This window comes from Arthrobacter rhizosphaerae (assembly GCF_023062595.1).
GTDB lineage: Bacteria > Actinomycetota > Actinomycetes > Actinomycetales > Micrococcaceae > Arthrobacter > Arthrobacter rhizosphaerae.
In genome coordinates this window covers 48,744-66,345 of sequence record NZ_JALLAN010000017.1, presented here as the reverse complement: position 1 = coordinate 66,345, position 17,602 = coordinate 48,744, and the positions used below count along the sequence as shown (strand labels likewise).

Genomic DNA, 17,602 nt, shown 5'->3' with positions numbered 1-17,602 from the left:
GCTAAGAGTCGGGATCCGCGTTATGTTTCGTCGGCCGATAGCCGGCAAGTTCGGCGCGGATGTCGCCCTCCTCATGCCCGCCCTGCTTTTTGCCGAACGGCAGCACTTTCAGCAGCGGATGCACGATAGCCATAATGACAAGGCCCCAGGCGAGTCCGATGACGGCTGAGCACAGGGTGTTCACGAGCCAGGCCAGGAAGCCGCCAACCACTGCGATCCCCTCGAAGGGGTGCTCAAGGACATGGACGATGTCATACGGGCCGTGCCAGCCGAGGTCGTATGCACCCTGCAGCATGATGTGGCCACCGACCCAAAGCATGGCGATCGTCCCGACGAAGGTAATCGCGGTCAGCACGGCGGGCATTCCCTTGACCAGCAGTTCGCCGGCGCGCTTGGAGCCCGCGGAATCTTTGGCGGCCAGGTGCATCCCGATGTCGTCCATCTTGACGATGAGCGCAACGGCACCATACACAGCCACCGTGATCACGATGGCAACAACCACCAGGATGACAGCCCGGGACCAGATGGAATCACCCGCCACCTCGTTCATCGAGATGACCATGATCTCGCAGGACAGAATGAAGTCGGTGGTAATGGCGCCCTTGACCACCTTGGCCTCGGCCTCCGGGCCGCGTTCGACAGCCGGCGCATCTTCCTCCGCGGTGTGGTGGCCACGGAGCTTGTGCCAGACCTTCTCAGCACCCTCGTAGCAAAGGTACGTGCCGCCCAACATGAGGATGAACGGGATGGCCCACGGGATGAAGGCGCTGACGAGCAGCAGGGCCGGCAGGATGATCAGCAGTTTGTTCCGGAGCGAACCCCAGAAGATCCGCTTGATCATGGGCAATTCGCGGGAGGGGTCCGCCCCGGACACGTACTGCGGGGTGACGGCGGCGTCATCGATCACCACGCCGGCGGCCTTGACCCCCGCCTTGGCGGCACCGGCAGCGACGTCGTCCACCGAGGCGGCCGCTATGCGGGCCAGGGCTGCAATGTCATCCAGCAGGGCGACGAGACCGCCGCTCACAGGTCGTCCCCGTACTGTTCGAGGGCGGACGGCTGGGTGTGGAGGCGTGTAATCGGCATATTTGGAGTATATCGACGGCTGGCAGCGCCAAGGACGAGTGGCGCTACGTACGGCCCATCAGAACGCATGCCCTTGTGAGAACTGCTGGAACGCTATCGCCATAAACGGACCGGCAGGGGATGCATGCCGCAAGCGGTTCCGGGGCTTCGTGCCGTTATGAACCGGCCGGCTGCCGGCCGGGCCGGAGCAGCAGGACGACGCTCGTGGCCAGGACCCAGACTAAGAAGAGCATGAAGCCGACGAATGCGGCGATGGCGACCACTCCCTCGATGGTGGTCTGGAATACTCCCGCGAGAGCAATGAGCTGCAGCACGGCCGTGGCGGCAGCCAGCCAGCCCAGCCACAGCGGTAGCGCCCGGGTGGTCAGGATGGCCACCGTCGCCCCGAGTAACATCGCGGCACTGGGGGACAGAATGGCCGCACCCACCCACTGGTTGAGGAGGGCGAGGGCGGGCAGCACCGCCGGGTCGGGCTGGCTACCGGAGGCGTACTGGACGAGCGCCAGGTGCAGGCCACCCGAAACCAGCATGAGCGCCACAAAGGCGGCGCCGGCGGTGAGGATCAGCGCGGAGAACATCCCGGCAGGGCCCTCCCATCGGCGTAGCCTGCTCCAGAGGCCGGCCAGGAATACCAGGAAGGCGACGTCCGCGAGGAATCCCAGCAGCAGCGAAAGCCGGTGGGCGGTGCTGTCCGCGGCAAGCTGGGCTGCGATGTCCTCCGGCGGACTGTCGCTACTGGGTATCTCGGGCATGAAGAAGCTGGCCACAACCACGGCGGTGAACACCAGACCAGCCACCGCGGCCCAGCGGTCCGGCCTCCCAGCCGCCCCTCCTGTTCTAACCTGGCCGGGCGTGGGGCCGTCCAGCGGCTCGGAATTCGCTCTGGCATCCATGGCGTTCCCTCCCTGGAGCTGCGCCCTGAGCGTACTGCGAGCACGAAAGGGTGCAAACCTACGATCAGTGTAGACCGTTCGGGGATGGTTGGCAGCAGGCTGTTTATCATCGGAAGATTAGGTAGAAAACCAATGCCAGGCCGGGACCCAGCGCTTGTCCGATAGCACTGGTGAGCAACCGCTTCTCCGTAATCCACAGCCAGATGCCGAGGAGGACCTGGGCCGTGCAGCAGAAGATCACAATTGCTGACCCGCTGGCAGCATCGCCGGAGAAGTTCAGCATCCACAGTCCTGTGGCGATGCCCAGCGCAAAGGCGATGTTGTAGGCGCCAATGTTCATCGCCCACATGCGGACGGCCTGAACATCTTCAGGTTTGATCAGGAAGATCCGGTAAAAGCGGCGGTCGCCGTGAGCGAAAATCTCCAGAAGGCCGACGACGATCAGGGCCAAGGCGGTTGCCCCGGCGAAGATCTGACTCAGTAGGTTCATCCGCACGCTCCCAAGCGAAGACCGGCAGATCACGCTGCCTTTCCGTGCAGGATATGCGGTTGAGGCAAGGGCCTTCAAGGGCCGAGGTGAACTAACAAGCTTTCAAACGGGGGGCCAGTTCGCGGCGCCCGGTCCGTCGAACAGTGCGCTGGTGCTGCTCTGAGGTACCACGACGTGGACGGCGTTGCGCTGGACGGTGAAGTCGGTGGGCGTGACGGTTGCGATTTCGCCGTCGAGGTTCACTGGCAGCGGCTGCTCGGTGACGAGCCGTACACATCGGCTGGTCAGGTGGTAGACCCGGTCATGTTTGATGAAGCTTCCGTCCTTGAGTAGCCGGGCGATACTCACGTGCTCACGGAGCGGCCCAGCCAGGATGGCGTAGATGTCCAGGGTGTGATCGTCGATTCCCGCCGTGGGGGAGACCGTGTTGCCGCCGCCGTAATGCCGGCCGTTGCCGACGGCCACCTGAAGCAGGCTTTCGAGCTCCAGCGGCTCGTGGTCCCCGTCGGGGAACTCGAGACGGGCCGGGAACGCCTTGTGCCGGGCATACGCGCTCAGTGTGGCAATAGCGTATGCCAGCGGCCCGATGTACCGCTTCAGGCGGGGGCTGAGAGCTTCAGTAACAGCCACGGAGAGGCCTACGGATGAGACGTTGAGGAATGGATGGCCGTTGGCCCGGCCGAGGTCGATGTCCACCACCTTCCCGTCTGCGACGGTAGCGCACGCCTCGGCAAGATTATGCGGAATCTCCAGTGTGCGGGCGAAGTCGTTGGCAGTGCCCAGTGGAAGAACGCCGAGCATGACGTCGGTGCCGGCAATGCGACCGGCGGCGGAGGTCACAGTCCCGTCGCCGCCCCCGACAACGATCAGGTCGTGCCCGTCCGCAACCACCCGATCAAGCGTCCCGCCCAGTTCTGCCCCGGACAGCACATGGTGCACGGCGGAGATCGGAATTCCTGCCTTTCGCATCGTATCCACCGCAAGTTCGTGTGCCGCCCCCCGGCGTGATCCGGCGTTGATCACAACGGCGGCAGAGCGGGCGTCCCGGGCAGCTTTCATATGGGACATGTTAGGTGGTGGACCTATGAATTCCCTTAGGGGACTGGGCGGGACCCATTAGTTATCACCGCGTATTGACTGCCTGTAGCCCCAGGAATAACGTCTGCTTTAGCGGGGTCATCCACCCCGTTTCCACGGGACAAGGGGCCGGATCTGGGCCGCTCCTGCACGGCGATGGAGCCAGGTGAGGAGGATTCTGTGTGGACGTCATCCTGCACCACAGTTACCTGCCGACGAGCGGCCGATGGGATAGGAATCCAGGAAAGGAAAGATCATGCCGAAGTATCTGTTTGAAGGAACATACGTGGGCCAGGGCATCAAGGGCCTGATGCAGGAAGGCGGCACCAAGCGGCGTGACGCTCTGGCGGAGGCCCTCAAATCCGTTGGAGGAACGCTGGAGAGCTTCTACTACGCCTTTGGCTACTACGACGTCCTTGGCGTTCTTGAGGCGCCGGACGATGCAAGCGCTGCAGCACTGTCGCTGCTGATCAATTCGACGGGGAACGTCAACGTCCGCCTGAAACCGCTCCTGACCGTGGAAGACCTCGACGAAGCCGCCAAGAAGTCGCCGTCCTACCGCGCCCCGGGACAGTAGGACAGTTTGGCACCCTGGCGAGCGGCCGCCGTCGTAATGTCCGACGGCGGTCGCTGGCTTTGCGGCGTTACGCAGATATGGCGTCACTAGGCTTCCCTGCCCTCCCGTTGGAACGCTCTCACAGCTTCGCTCACCGTTGGGTAGAAGTGTTCGGGAGAAAAGCGGGCGTCCATGCCGTACTGCAGCAATCTGTCTTTAACCGGACCTTTGAGCTCGGCGAACACCAGGTCCACGCCGTGCCTGTCCAGCCATTCGTCAAGCTGCACCAGCTCGTCCAGTGCCGTGGTGTCGATCCCTGTCACGGGCTCCGCCGCCAGAACGACGCGTTCGGTGCCGGGCGCCGCCTGGTCCAGTTCGCTGCGCACGAAGGATCCCAGCAAGGATCCGTTGCCGAAGAACAGCGGTGCGTCGAAACGCAGGATCAACAGGCCGGGGACACGTTCCCCTTCCGGATGCCGGCTCACGTCGTGGTAACCCGGAACCCCAGGCACGTCCACCAGTTCAGCACGGTAGGGGTCCCAAGCCCGCCGCAGGAAGTCCAGGATTGCCAGGCCAACGGCAACGGCGATGCCCGGGAGAACCCCCAGGATGGCGACCCCCAGGAACGCCGCGAGCATCACCAACGATTCACTGCGGCTCATGCCCATGAGCCGCCGCACACCGGCGGGGTCGGCTATGGCTGCGGCTGCGGCGATGACAATGGCGGCAAGGGTGGTTGCCGGCAGGAACTCGGTGACGCCGGGCGCCGTGAGCATGAAGCCGAGCACCAGGACGGCGCCGACCACCCCTGTGAGCTGGGATTTCGCCCCGGCCTCCACGGCCACCGGGGTGCGGGACGTGCTGGCCGAGATGGGGAAGCCACCCAGCAACCCGCTGGCAGCGTTCGCCGCACCCAGGGCCGCCATTTCATGGTTGCCGGATACCTTGCCGTCCTCTGCCGCGGCGAGGGATTGGGACAGGGTTCCAGTATCGACGAAGACGATAAGGGCGATCGCGGCGGCGGCGGGCAACAGTGTGAGGACGTCGGCCCAGCCGATTCCGCCGAGGGCCGGTGCGGGGAGTCCCTGCGGGAGTGCGCCTGTGACCTTCACGCGCTCCTGAAGTCCCAGCAGGGCCACGGCGAGGCAGGACACAACCACCGCAATGAGCACACCCGGGACCTTCCATTTCAGCCAGCGGGGAACCCAGATCAGCGCCAGCGAGGCCAGGCCGAGCAGCAGTGCCGGCACATTGGTCTCGCCGGCAAGCACCTTTGGCACGGCGGCGAGAAGTTTTTCCCAGGGCGTGCCGCCTTCCACGGAGATCCCCAAGATGGTGGGTAGCTGGGACACAGCTACCAGCAAGGCGATGCCATTGAGGTAGCCGAGCCGGATGGGCTTCGACAGCAGTCCAGTGACGATCCCCAGCCGCAGAGCCGAGCCGCACAGCAAAATGACACCGATCAGTATGGCCAGGAGGCCCGCCAGGGCCACGGATTTCTGTTCGTTAGCCGCTGCTAAGGGAACCAACGCCGCAACGATCATCGGGGCGAGCGCGGAATCCGGCCCCAGCACCAGAACACGCGACGGCCCCACTGCTGCGTAGACAATCAAGGGCACTACCGTCGCGTAGAGACCGGTCACGGGCGGAAGGCCGGCCGCCTGGGCGTAAGCCATGCCCGCGGGGACTAGGATCGCGAAGAGCGCGATGCCTGCCGCCAGGTCGTGGCGTATCCACTCGATCCTGTAACCACGCAAGGCTGGCGGGACCCACCAGGCCCGCGGCTTTCCGAAGCGGCGCATCCTCCGATCATGTCCTATCGTGCCCCTGCCCGCCATCCATAGGGGTCTGGCCGGCCACGGCACACCTGTATCCTGAAAAAGCAGGTTGAATGGCTACAGCGGCCATCAACCAAGCTCGGTTCGCGGCCGGATGACGGTCCGGAATCCTGGGCCGTCGCCTTCCACGTCGTGGATCACCGCCGCAATCGTCATTCTCCGATCGGCCCCACGGACTCTTGGAATGGACCTTTTATCACTGCCGAAACGCCAGCTCCCGGGGGAATCCCGACGCCTGTCCTCAAGCCCTCACGAGGAGCTGCGGTGGATGAGCCCGCCATCGTGACCTGGACCGAGGCTGGTGTCAGCATGACCGCGCGATGGCGTTCGGCGAACGCCAGACCTGCGCCGTCGCGCGTCGAAGTGGTCTCCGACTCACTCACGGCCGATGATGCGAACCAGATGGCGTCACAGGGAATCGCGATGCTCTGGCACGGTGACTTCCACAACGCACGGCAGATCCTCAACGCGCTGGACCGGCGGATAGGCGCCGGAAAGAAGGAGATCGCAGCAACTCCCGTCGATAAGTTCTATCGGCATCGCCAGTCCGCTTCGCATCGTGCACGCATTCTCGGCCTGCTGCTGATTCCTCTTGACCCTGGCCCAGTGGTGCCGCTGCGCCGCGCACCGGATATCCGGCAGGCCGCCGCTGAAGCGTACGGTGACATAGGCGAATCGTCCGTTGTGTCCTTGCATGAGCTTGTCGGGGCAATTGGCGCCCACGAGTGGCGACGGAATGGCGTCTTCGTCGATGCCCTGCAGGGCCGCATCCACCCGCACTACGGCACCTTCTTCCCCACCCGGAGTGAGTACGTGGATCTTGTGGCCGGCGCTGCGCTTCCCTCTGACAGGCTGGCGTTCGACGTCGGGACCGGCACCGGGGTGCTCGCTGCCGTCCTCGCGCGCCGTGGCGTCCACCGCGTGGTGGCGACGGACAATGAACCGCGTGCAATCGCCTGCGCCGCTGAGAATTTCCGGAACCTTGGAGTCCAGGACCGTGCAGAGGCCGTCCTGACCGACATGTTCCCGCCCGGGCGGGCACCCCTCATCGTGTGCAACCCGCCCTGGATTCCGGCCACGCCGCATTCCACCCTGGACAACGCCGTCTACGACCCCGGGAGCAGGATGCTGTTCCGCTTCCTGAACGAACTCCCCGACCACCTGGAGCCGGGCGGTGAAGGGTGGCTTGTCCTCTCCGACCTGGCCGAGCACCTTGGCCTGCGGACGCGTGAGGATCTGCTGGACGCCATCGAGGCGGCCGGGCTGAAGGTGGTGGAACGGCTGGACACCAGGCCAGCGCATCCGAAGGCATCGGACCGCGACGATCCTCTGTTCGAGGCGCGCACGGCCGAGGTCACGTCGCTGTGGCGGCTTGTTCGCCGGTAGTCACAGGCTTCCCCGCAAAGGTATCCCCGTATATTGACGCCCTGGGTCCCGAGGAATAGCGTCGTCCTACCGCGCCCCGGGACAATAGGGGAGTTTGGCAGCCTGCCGGCGGGCCGCCGTCGTAAATTACGGCGGCCCGCTAGGGAACGGGAGTTACGGAGGCCATGTTCTGCGCCTAACCGGTTTGCGCACCGTCTCCGGTGTCCTCCCACATGACATCCAGATTGTGGAAGATCACGGGTCCGTCGCACAGTGCCGCCATCTTGGCAGCGAACTCCGACGTTTCCGGCCGGCCGGAATTCTCCATCGCGGAGTCAAAGGAATCGAAGTCGACGATGGTGAAATAGGTCCCGGGGTGGTCCCTGTCCGCCGTGGCAACAATGCGACGGAACGTGGGCTGGGTGCTTCCCTCGGTTCTTGAGGGACGGCCCAGCTCTTCGATCTCCTTGATGCGGGAGGTCTTGAATTCGATGATCTGCACAAACCCGGACATGACGGCTCCTCGACGGCGGTGGACGCTGATGCCGATCATGCTAATCCCCACGGCAGGCGGTGCACAGGGGAGCCATACTCAGACCGGCTGCTGCGCGTGCGCCCCCACGCTACGGTGGTTCAGGTTGGAAGGCCGGCCCTGATCTGGATGAGGGTGAGGTCCAACAGCGGCGTAGGAACGTTGAGCTCCCGGGCCCTGCGTCCGAGGTCGCCGAGGATGTGCTCGGCTTCCGAGGGCAGCCCTGCTCTGAGGTCCCGGTACAGGGAGGAAGTGAAGGCCGATCCCGGTTCCGTGAGTATGCCGACCGCCTGTGCATGAGCGGCGTCGGAAACGGGGTGTCCTGCCGCGGCGGCCACCGCTTCAGTTTCGCTGATGGCGTCCAAGATTTTGGGCTGCCCGCCGGCCTCCATGATCCGTCCAACCGGCGCCCGGAACAGGCAGTTGACGATCCCTGCGGCAGCGATGAAGGCCCATTTGTCCCACAGTGCGCCCATTATGTCGTCCACTACCGAGAAGTCGACGCCGGGCACGTCCAGAGCCTCAGAAACCTCCGGTGGGACGGGGTTTCCGTTCAGCCCGCCCACCGTGAGGGAAGTGAGGGGCACCTGCTGGCGGACCACATCGCCATCGAGAGTGGCGACGATCCGGGCCAGGCCGCCGAGCACCTGGCCCGCGTACAGCTGCTCAAGTCGATCCACTTGGGCCATGCCGTTGAGGATGGGAATGATGCTGGTTCCAGGCCCGACGAAAGCGCCAATCTCGCCGAGGACGCCCTCGAACCCTGTGGCTTTGACCGTGACGAGGATCAGATCGAAGGCCTCGGACCCGCCCGGTGCCGTGATGGTCTTTACCGGGTGCGTCCGGTCAGCGGTGGGGGAGATGAAGCGCAACCCGTCGCGGCGAAGGACCTCCTGCTTGCGCGGTCGCACCAAATAAGTGACATCTCGTCCCGCTTCCTGCAGGAGCGTGCCGAACGCCCCGCCTGTGGCTCCGGCTCCGACGACGAGTATCCGCATGGGTGCATCCTACGTCAGTCAGGCAGGACCATACGTGCCGCCGTCAGCTCGCTACCGCCGCCTTCGCGGCCTGCGACGCCTGCATCCACTCGCTCAGCCACGGGGCCCGGACGCTCGCTGTGATCCGGCAGTCGGCCACGAAGGTTCCCTTGGCGCCTGCATCGATCCAGCCCTGGAGCTCGGCAAGGTCCGCCAGCGAGCGGATGATCGCCGAGCTGGCACCGAGCGCTCGGGCAATGCCGCTGAAGTCCACCTCGGGGATCAGCATGGGCTTTTCGGTCAGGCCCTGGGAGCCGTACTGATGGATTTCGGCTCCGTAGGCGGCATCGTTGTAGATGACGACGACGGCACTGCTCGCCGTCCCAATGAGCGATTCGAGGTCGGACAGGCCCATCAGGAAACCCCCGTCGCCGGAGGCCAGCACCAGAGTGTGGCCGTCCTCTACTGCACGGGCGGCCCCGACGGCGCTGGCAAGGCCCAGCCCGATGGTCTGGTAAGCGGTCCCCACCATCACCAGATCCTGGGGCCGCGGGATGCGCCAATACATGGGTGCCCAGCCGAGGAAGTGCCCTCCGTCCTGAACCACCGTGCGGCGCTCCGGCAGCACGGCATCCAGTGCCGTGGCAAGGGCGCGCGGGTCCAGCCGGCCGTCCGGAGTCTCGGCGGAGCCTGGATGATGGGAAGCTCCTTCGGCCAGGCGCGTGCGGGCTTCCGCGCGCCAAGCTACTGCCCCGCTGGCGTTCGGCGAGGCCGGGCCATCCAGCAGCCTCAGGATGTGTCCTGCGGCGGTCTTCGCGTCCGCGCGGACGAAGGTATCCACCCGGGGGTGCGTCGGCTGCAGGGCGGTATCGATCTGGATGACAGTGCTGTCCGGGCCAAGGAGGTGCCCGAACCGCATGGTGAATTGGCTCAGGCTCGCCCCGGCCACCAGGACCACATCGGCCTCACCCATGAGCCCGGCCGCGGTATCCGTGCCGAAGCCGCCCGCGACGCCGAGGTATCCCTCGCCCTGGAGGAGGTTGAGCGCAAGGGCGGTTCCGGCGGTCAGTGCCCCCAGACGGTCGGCGAGCTCCCCGAGCTCCGGGCCGGCTCCGGCGAGATGGGCGCCGCGGCCGGCAAGGATCAACGGCCGCTTGGCCCCGGCGAGCAGGCGGGCTACCTGCAAGAGGCCGCCGTCGACGTCGTCAGTCACCACCGGTGCCAGCGCCGCGGGAAGCTCTTCTTCCGCAGCCTCGAGTGCCACGAGGTCGTAGGGAATGGCGAGAACGACGGCGGTCCGCTTGGTAAGCGCGTACTCCACCGCCTGCTGGGTGATGGAACCCGCGGCCTCCCGGGTGACGGTGAAGGTGGCCGCTCCGAGGCCCGCGGCGATAGCCGCCTGGTCCACGTCCCAGGGCCGGGCGCCGCTGCTCGGAGCGTCCCCGGTGACCAGCACGACGGGGGTCTGGGCCTGGACCGCCTCTGCGAGGGCGGTGAGGGCATTGGTGTAGCCGGGGCCGTAGGTGGTGGTGCCTGCTGCGAGACGTCCTGACGCCCGGTAGTAAGCATCGGCCGCGGCGATGGCGGCGCCTTCATGGCGGACCGCGGAAAAGCGGAGACCCAGCTTTTCGGCGGCGTCCAGGAAGTAGACGTTTCCGTTGCCCATAACGCCGAAGACGTCGCTGACATAGCTGCTGAGAACCTGCGCCACGCGGCCGGATACGGTAAGTGAGGTCATGCAGGAATCTTGTGGGCTGGTTCACAGATGTGCAAGAGAGTGGATTTTGATTGGGATAATTGGCAGAGAAGGGGAGATGAAAGTGAAAATGTGCCCACATGTGGTGTGCCTCACCAACGCTTTAGTCGGAAGGCTTGGATTCCTGCTTCGAGAGTCGGCTCAGGAGGCCGTCGTAGCGGGGCGGCATCAGTTCCAGGATGGAAATGGCTGTGCTGGTCCGTTCAATCCCGTCGATTTCCAGGATCTGGTTGGTGACGCGGTAGAGATCGGCCGTGCCGCGTGCCACCACCTTAGCCATGAGGTCCGCGTCCCCGGTGGTGGCGTGCACCTCGATGACCTCCGGGATCGCAGCGAGCCCGTCTTCCACCGAACCTGTCCGGGTCTGGCTGATGGACAGTGAGAGGAAGGCCATCAGGTCATATCCAAGCGCGGCGGGATCCAGCCTGCGGCTGAAGGAGCGGAGTGCGCCGCTGCGCTCGAGTCTTGCCAGCCGGGCGTGGACAGTGTTCCGTGCGACGCCGAGCGTCCGGGAGAGCGCAAGGGCGCTGGCTTCGGGATCCTTGTCCAGGGCCAGGATGATCCTGCCATCGAGAGAATCCAGCGTGCGGGGGTTCGGGATGGTCATATTTTCACCACAGACAGTAGAAGTTGAGCAGAAGTCCCAATAGGTAGAGCGTATCTTGCAATGTGGGGCAGGTCACTCTCATGATCGATCTTCATGACCCGTGATCAGCTCCTGACCGCACCGGATACCGCGCTGCCCAGCCTTCGCGACGCCGTCGCCGGCCTCCCGCCCTACGTCCCGGGCCGGCGCAGCGCCGGCACTGACATCGCAGCCCTCGCCAGCAACGAAAGCCACTACGAGCCACTTCCCGCCGCAGCCGCTGCGGTGGCCGCAGCGGCCGGTACGATGAACCGCTACCCTGACATGGCCGCCGTCGAACTCCGCGAACGGATCGCCAGCCACCTCGGCGTCACGGCCGAAGAGGTTGCAGTGGGACCAGGCAGCGTCGGCGTCCTCCAGCAGATCATTACCGGCCTGTGCGATGCCGGGGATGAGGTGATCTTCGCCTGGCGTTCCTTCGAGGCGTATCCCATCCTGATTGAGCTGGCCGGCGCCCGGCCGGTCCGTATTCCGCTGGACGGCGCTGAGAGCCACGACCTCGATGCCATGGCCGCGGCTGTCACTGCCCGCACCAAGGTGATCCTGCTCTGCACCCCCAACAATCCCACCGGCGTGCCGATCAGCCACGAACGTATCGAGGCCTTCCTGCAATCCGTCCGCTCCGACATCCTCGTGGTGATCGACGAGGCCTACGTGGAATACGCCGAAGCGGGCAGCGGCCCGGATTCCCTGGCGCTATACCGCCAGTACCCGAACGTCGCCATCCTGCGCACCTTCTCCAAGGCCTACGGACTCGCCGGCCTTCGCGTGGGATATGTCTTGGCGGCGCCGGCCATCGCAGAGGGACTGCGCCGGACCGCCCTTCCCTTCTCCGTTAGCGCGCTGGCCCAGAAGGCTGCCATCGCTTCGCTGGACTCGGGGGAGGAGATGGAAGCCCGGGTGGCCGCCGTCAAGCAGGAGCGCGCACGGATGGCCGCGCAGCTGGAAGCCCAAGGCTGGAAACTGCAGGCGAGCCAAGGCAACTTCTTGTGGATCCGTGCGGATGACCGCTTCCAGGCAAGGCTGCTTGACGCGTTTGACCGAGCGGGCATCATGGTCCGGGCGTACCCAGGCGACGGCGTTCGGATCACCGTTGCCAGCCGCGCTTCCAACGATCGCGTGCTCCGGCTTCTGGAAGCCCACACACCCTGACAAACCGCTGACCTGAAACCCAATCCATTCCCCAACAACCAGAGGAATCCCCATGGAACAACAGACAACGACGTCTGGCCGCCGCGCACTCGGCGCGGCACTCAAACCCCGCCAACTCACTATGATGGGGCTCGGAAGCGCCATCGGTGCGGGCCTCTTCATCGGCTCCGGTGCCGGCATCCAGGCTGCCGGCCCGGCCGTGCTGATCTCCTACCTCGTCGCCGGCACCCTCATCATCCTGGTTATGTGGGCTCTCGGTGAGATGGCCGCAGCCAATCCGGACAGCGGTGCCTTCTCCGTCTACACCGCCAAGGCGTACGGGCCGGTGGCCGGTGCCACGGTGGGGTGGCTCTGGTGGCTGCAGCTGGTGGTGGTCATTGCCGCGGAAGCGCTCGGCGCTGCAGGCTTGCTGTCCACCATCGTCCCCGGACTGCCGGTGTGGCTTATGGCCTTCGTGTTCATCGTGGTGCTGACCGCAGTGAACCTCACCAGTGTGAAAAACTTCGGTGAATTCGAGTTCTGGTTCGCTTTGCTCAAAGTGGCGGCAATCGTCGTGTTCCTCTTTGTCGGCGCTGCCCTGCTCTTCGGCTGGCTGCCGGGCGTTCAGTCGCCGGGCCTGGCCAATTTCACCGGCGACGAATTCGCTCCCAACGGTTTTGCCGGAATTGCCACGGCACTCTTCGTGGTGGCCTTCGCCTTCGGCGGCACCGAGATCGTGTCCGTGGCAGCAGCTGAGACCGCGGAGCCGGCCCGCAGCGTGCGGAAAGCAGTCCAGACCGTCCTATGGCGCATCCTGGTCTTCTACATCGGTGCGATCTTCATCATCGCGGCGGTGGTTCCCGTGGGTTCGGCGGGGCTGAAGAGCCCGTTCGCCGCCGTGCTGGAGGCCGCGGGCATGCCCGGGGCCGCAGCGGCCATCACCCTGGTAGCCGTCGCAGCATTGCTCTCCGCGCTCAACGCCAACCTCTACGGTGCCTCACGGATGGCTTACTCCCTCGCCGAGCGGGGCGAAGCACCACGCCTGCTCGCTTCCGTGTCCAAGGCGCGGGTTCCGGTTGTTGCAGTCCTGGCCAGCGTTTCCTTCGGCGTTGTCACGGTGGTGCTGGAGTTGGCTTTCCCGGAGATGGTCCTTCCCGTCCTGCTCAATATTGTTGGCTCGACCTGCCTGCTGGTGTGGACGTCCGCGCTCCTGGCCCAGCTCGCCCTGCGCCTCCGCGCCGACCGCGACGGGACGGAGCTTCCCCTGCGGATGGCCGGCTTCCCGTGGCTCACGGGTTTCGGTCTCCTCATCCTCGCGGCGATCTTCACGGTGGGCTTCATCGGCGAGGATTCCCGTCCCCAGCTCCTGAGCACTTTCGGACTCGTGGCACTTCTGGCAGTGGCTAACTGGCTCCACCACCGTTCCGGCAAGGTTCCGCCCGCTGTCGAATCACCGGAAGATGCCAAGCAGTCGGTGCTCGTCGACTGAATCAGGGGTAGCGAACCGGTTCTTGGGTTGGCTGCATTGCGAAGGGCGCGTCCGGTTTGGCCGGGCGCGCCCTCTTTGTCGTTTCAGAAGTTGCCTGCACCAACCAGCAGGAACTACATCTTTGGTGCCTCGGTCGCGCCTGCTGCCGGGACCGCGGGATCATTCGATGTGGTCGGCAACTCGGTCCAGTATCTCAGCGGCTGCCCGGAGGTCCGCTTCGGAGAGAGTGCTGCCGGTGGTCTGCACGCTCAGCACTACACCCCCCTTTACGGCAGTGATGAACACAGTTGTCTTCTTCTCTCCTGTGGGGAAATCGACGCTACTCTGCACCGCAACCGAACCGGGTGTCCTGGTCGGGACCGTCACGTGCTTCCCTGTTGTGTGAATCGGACCCGCGCCCGAACCGATAACAACCTTCGGGCACCTCTCCATCAGGGCGGCCTTGGCGTGGAGGGCCTGCTCCAATCCCGCCGCGTCCAGCTCGGGGAGGAGGCTGATGGACAGTGTCCCGGCCGTCGTCGGCGTCCCGTTAGTCGCTGCAGTGATGACAGCGTTTTCCGGGAGGTCTAGGACGCTTGTTATGGGCATGTCGGCGCAGTCTGAGGGCTCCGACTCCCACTGCGACATAGCAGCCCTGGTCTTGTCGCGCGCCTTTCGTATCTGTTGGGAAGTGACGACGGTGAACTTCTCTCCGTCCCGTGGGCCAAACATGACCAGCTTTGCCAGTTCAGACTCCGAGAAGGCTTTGGACGCGACCGCAGTTGGTGTTGGCTCCGGTGTCTCCGCTGATGCGGCGCAGGCCGTGAGCCCGGCGATCAGCATTCCGACAACTGCCGGCACAAGTCTTGACGGGTTCTTCATTTCTCCCCAATTGATCGCAACTGCTCGGCCACTACTGGGAAGAACCTTAGTGGAAGTAGCCGCGGCGGAACGAAATCGCGCACACTAGGACTCGGCCGCGCTCTAACAACTGGACCGCTTCGATCGCACAAAGGCTGAGCAAAACTCGCAAGACGACAAGGGCCCCAGTCATGCCTGCTGGCAGGTGTGCTTGGGTCATCGCTCGACACAGTCCAAAGAAGGAAGCCATCAAACTTCATTTTATAAACCGAGCAGCCAGGGATCGGCACGTGTGGCCGCATGCAGGTATCGCACGCAACCCGCACAGGCGCTAACTGCGCAGGGTGTCCTGCATTCCCGTGGCAGCTAGCGCCAGTAGAGTCAGCTCATGATCAACGAAAATGCGGACCTGCCCGATGACGTTTTCGAGAAACTGGCAGGAACCTCCGCAGTTTTGAACCACACCGTATCCGTGGATGGTGGTCGATGGAAACGTGCGCTCACCGCTCGTGGACTACCACTCGCTCAGGGGAAACTTGCAGGCCCCGGGCGTACATCAGTCACCCGCAAGGAAGTATTTGATCTTGGTGACCAGACCCCGTCAGCCGAGAACGCATATCAGTTGTTCTACTACTCTCTCGCCTGGGGCCTTGGTACCCGCGCGCCCCGACTCCACCAGCGGCTTGATGGACTGGCCGCTCACCAGGAAAAGGCGGGACAGCGTCTCGTAACAGCCTGGACCTTGGTTCAGGATGGAGCGCCTCTCCACGATGCCTATCGGGCCTTGACCACGGATCGAGGCGCTGGACGAATACCGTGGTTTGGGCCGGCCTTCTCCACCAAATTCCTGTATTTCTCCCAAGGCAGTTCGATCGACCCGAAGCACGTCATCCTGGATCAGGTTGTCTCAAAGAATCTCCGTCTGGATGCTTGGCCACAGGCGCCAACTGCAGGTTGGTGGCCAGAAACATACGAACGGTACTGTGGGCTCCTTGGACGATGGGCCGATCAAGCAGGTGAACGGCTGGATGGGACGCGGCGTGTCCGAGCCGACGAGATAGAGATTGCCCTTTTCAGGCGACACCGCCCGAACAAATAGCGGTGGACGAGCTGGCTACACGCTGGGCGAAGCAGCTCCGATAGATAACAATAACTTTTCAGCCCAAAAGGCAGCAGCAGAGTCAGTCCGGCATCGTGCCAGTGCTGCCCGACGCCAGCCCCATAAACATAGTTCGGTGCAGGATGTCCACGTGCTTCCGGGCGATCTCCACCGCTTCCTGCACGTCCCCCGCGCGGAGGGCTGCCACCAGTGCGATGTGGTCGCGGTTCGACGTGTGCAGCTTCTCGATGGGGTAGGGGATGAAGTAGTCGTACAGCTCAGCGAGGGTCTCGTGGTAGACCTCGACGGCGGTGTCCAGGCACGACGCCGTCCCCACCAGCCGATGGAACTGCTCGTCCATCCGGTGGTAATAGGACCAGTCGCTCGACTCCGCCATCTCACGCGTCAGCCGCTCGAGCTCATCCAGTTGTTCAGCCGTTGCGTTAACCGCCGCGTAGTGAGTGACCGCGCACTCGAACAGCAGCCTCCGGTCCACCAGCCGGTTCACAGCCCGCGACTCGGCCGGGGACGCCGAGAGCTCTGCCAAAACGTCCGTGGGCGGCGAATCAGCCACAAACGTTCCGCCGGCACGTCCGCGGCGGCGGACCACCACGCCCTGCTCCGCCAGGCTCGCCAGCGCGCGGCGGGCGGTGATCGGACTGACAGAAAGGCCTAGAGCCACGTCCTCCTGATCGGGCAGGCGCTCGCCGGGCTTCAGCAGCCCCAGCGAAATCGCCATGCCGATCCGCAGTCGCACCGCATCGATCGCGCTGCGCCGCTCCATCCCGGGCATCCTGCCGGCGCCGATAGGCGAGGGCTCGGCGGTGTCCTCCAGCTGACGGGTCATATCCGCTACTTTACGGTGAAAACTTGCCTCTTCCCATAATTGGATCATTCTGATCTAATATAAGACAGATCACATCCCCAACGCGGAGATAACCCATGCAACGCACCCTTCCCCTCATCGCTGCCCAGGCCCGGCCCCGGCTCATCGGCGAGCCCGTCTCGGTCTTTGCGGACGAGGTCAAAGCAGCCCTCCAAGCCCAGCCCCATAGCATGCTGATGGTCTTCCCCGAGCTGCATCTCTTCGGCGACGAAGACCCGGACCGGCAGCGCACCGAAATGCTCCAAGCAAGTGCTGAACCGCTGGACGGCCCGCGGGTCAAGGAGCTGAAGCAGCTCGCGAAAGACCTCAACATCTGGCTGGTCCCGGGCAGCGTCTGCGAACGCGGACCGGAAGGACAGCTGTTCAACACCCAGCTGGTCCTGTCCCCGGAAGGGGAACTCGCCGGCTACTACCGGAAGATCTTCCCCTGGCGCCCGTTCGAGCCCTACGACCCCGGCGACAGGTTCACCACCGTGGACCTGGCCGGCATCGGCAGGGTGGGCCTGAACATCTGCTACGACGCCTGGTATCCGGAGGTGTCCCGCCAGCTCGCCTGGATGGGCGCCGACGTGATCCTCAACGTCGTCAAAACCACCACCCCTGACCGCAAGCAGGAACTGATCCTCGCCAAGGCCAACGCCATCGTGAATCAGGTGTTTATGGTCAGCGTCAACTGCGCCGGCCCCATAGGCAAGGGCCAAAGCATCATCGTGGACCCAGAGGGCAACACCCTCGCCGAGGCACCCGACGACGCCCCGGTGCTGCTCACCGCGGAACTGGACCTTGCCGCCGTCGACCGCGTCCGAACCCACGGCACGGAGAACCTCAACCGCCCCTGGTCGCAGTTCCGCGAGGGGGAGCCCGCCGTCGAACTTTCCGTCTACCAAGGCCGAATCAACCCGGCCACCTGGACACCGCCGTCCTACAAGCCCTAAGGAAAC

The 17,602-nt window shown here is 64.7% G+C and carries 17 protein-coding genes; 6 read left to right on the top strand and 11 right to left on the bottom strand.

The genetic code is table 11. The annotated features are described in order from the left end of the window. Position 1: 1 nt before the first annotated feature. From MU551_RS19495 to MU551_RS19480, 4 genes are all read right to left on the bottom strand, one after another. A complete protein-coding gene (locus MU551_RS19495; RefSeq protein WP_247048205.1) occupies positions 2-1,027 on the bottom strand; it encodes a DUF808 domain-containing protein in 1,026 nt (341 codons plus the stop codon). A 214-nt stretch (positions 1,028-1,241) separates the two neighbouring features. Next, positions 1,242-1,979 (bottom strand): DUF4386 family protein, encoded by a 738-nt coding sequence (locus MU551_RS19490; RefSeq protein WP_247048204.1) that lies wholly within the window; start codon positions 1,977-1,979, stop codon positions 1,242-1,244. A gap of 106 nt (positions 1,980-2,085) precedes the next feature. Continuing rightward, complete coding sequence (locus tag MU551_RS19485; protein ID WP_247048203.1) at positions 2,086-2,469, bottom strand: DUF1304 family protein; 384 nt, start codon at positions 2,467-2,469, stop codon at positions 2,086-2,088. Positions 2,470-2,571: 102 nt separating this feature from the next. Continuing rightward, positions 2,572-3,528 (bottom strand): lipid kinase, encoded by a 957-nt coding sequence (locus MU551_RS19480; RefSeq protein ID WP_247048202.1) that lies wholly within the window; start codon positions 3,526-3,528, stop codon positions 2,572-2,574. Positions 3,529-3,802: 274 nt separating this feature from the next. On the opposite strand from MU551_RS19480, the gene MU551_RS19475 reads away from it, so the two are divergent. Further along, positions 3,803-4,123, top strand: coding sequence for a GYD domain-containing protein (locus MU551_RS19475; protein WP_247048201.1), 321 nt, complete (start codon positions 3,803-3,805; stop codon positions 4,121-4,123). Positions 4,124-4,209: 86 nt separating this feature from the next. On the opposite strand, the gene MU551_RS19470 is transcribed toward MU551_RS19475, so the two are convergent. Further along, positions 4,210-5,904 carry a SulP family inorganic anion transporter gene (locus MU551_RS19470; protein ID WP_247048200.1) on the bottom strand — a complete coding sequence of 565 codons (1,695 nt, stop codon included), beginning with the start codon at positions 5,902-5,904 and terminating at the stop codon, positions 4,210-4,212. 345 nt (positions 5,905-6,249) lie between these two features. Here MU551_RS19470 and MU551_RS19465 point away from each other — a divergent pair, with 345 nt between their 5' ends. Next, on the top strand, positions 6,250-7,326 hold the full coding sequence (locus tag MU551_RS19465) for a methyltransferase (protein WP_281507341.1): 1,077 nt from the start codon (positions 6,250-6,252) through the stop codon (positions 7,324-7,326). 175 nt (positions 7,327-7,501) lie between these two features. Here MU551_RS19465 and MU551_RS19460 read toward each other — a convergent pair whose 3' ends face one another. The 4 genes from MU551_RS19460 to MU551_RS19445 form a co-directional block, all read right to left on the bottom strand. Then, positions 7,502-7,858 (bottom strand): hypothetical protein, encoded by a 357-nt coding sequence (locus MU551_RS19460; RefSeq protein ID WP_247048198.1) that lies wholly within the window; start codon positions 7,856-7,858, stop codon positions 7,502-7,504. Between the two features lie 80 nt (positions 7,859-7,938). Then, positions 7,939-8,835: a ketopantoate reductase family protein gene (locus MU551_RS19455; protein WP_247048197.1), complete on the bottom strand. Its 897-nt coding sequence runs from the start codon at positions 8,833-8,835 to the stop codon at positions 7,939-7,941. Positions 8,836-8,878: 43 nt separating this feature from the next. Then, the gene (locus tag MU551_RS19450; RefSeq protein WP_247048196.1) at positions 8,879-10,552 is read right to left on the bottom strand and encodes a thiamine pyrophosphate-binding protein; all 1,674 of its coding nucleotides are present in this window, start codon (positions 10,550-10,552) and stop codon (positions 8,879-8,881) included. Between the two features lie 121 nt (positions 10,553-10,673). Then, positions 10,674-11,177 (bottom strand): Lrp/AsnC family transcriptional regulator, encoded by a 504-nt coding sequence (locus tag MU551_RS19445; RefSeq protein WP_247048195.1) that lies wholly within the window; start codon positions 11,175-11,177, stop codon positions 10,674-10,676. 93 nt (positions 11,178-11,270) lie between these two features. Between MU551_RS19445 and hisC the strand changes: the two genes are divergently transcribed. Continuing rightward, positions 11,271-12,368, top strand: coding sequence for a histidinol-phosphate transaminase (gene hisC / locus MU551_RS19440; RefSeq protein WP_247048194.1), 1,098 nt, complete (start codon positions 11,271-11,273; stop codon positions 12,366-12,368). A 52-nt stretch (positions 12,369-12,420) separates the two neighbouring features. Then, positions 12,421-13,836 (top strand): amino acid permease, encoded by a 1,416-nt coding sequence (locus MU551_RS19435; protein ID WP_247048193.1) that lies wholly within the window; start codon positions 12,421-12,423, stop codon positions 13,834-13,836. Positions 13,837-13,995: 159 nt separating this feature from the next. On the opposite strand, the gene MU551_RS19430 is transcribed toward MU551_RS19435, so the two are convergent. After that, positions 13,996-14,697 (bottom strand): hypothetical protein, encoded by a 702-nt coding sequence (locus MU551_RS19430; protein WP_247048192.1) that lies wholly within the window; start codon positions 14,695-14,697, stop codon positions 13,996-13,998. A gap of 367 nt (positions 14,698-15,064) precedes the next feature. On the opposite strand from MU551_RS19430, the gene MU551_RS19425 reads away from it, so the two are divergent. Further along, entirely contained in the window at positions 15,065-15,775 is a 711-nt protein-coding gene (locus tag MU551_RS19425; protein ID WP_247048191.1) for an 8-oxoguanine DNA glycosylase OGG fold protein, read from the top strand. Between the two features lie 82 nt (positions 15,776-15,857). Here the strand turns inward: MU551_RS19425 and MU551_RS19420 are convergent, their stop codons facing one another. Further along, on the bottom strand, positions 15,858-16,670 hold the full coding sequence (locus MU551_RS19420; RefSeq protein WP_247048190.1) for a FadR/GntR family transcriptional regulator: 813 nt from the start codon (positions 16,668-16,670) through the stop codon (positions 15,858-15,860). Between the two features lie 47 nt (positions 16,671-16,717). On the opposite strand from MU551_RS19420, the gene MU551_RS19415 reads away from it, so the two are divergent. Then, positions 16,718-17,596 (top strand): carbon-nitrogen hydrolase family protein, encoded by an 879-nt coding sequence (locus MU551_RS19415; RefSeq protein WP_247048189.1) that lies wholly within the window; start codon positions 16,718-16,720, stop codon positions 17,594-17,596. Positions 17,597-17,602: the final 6 nt, after the last annotated feature.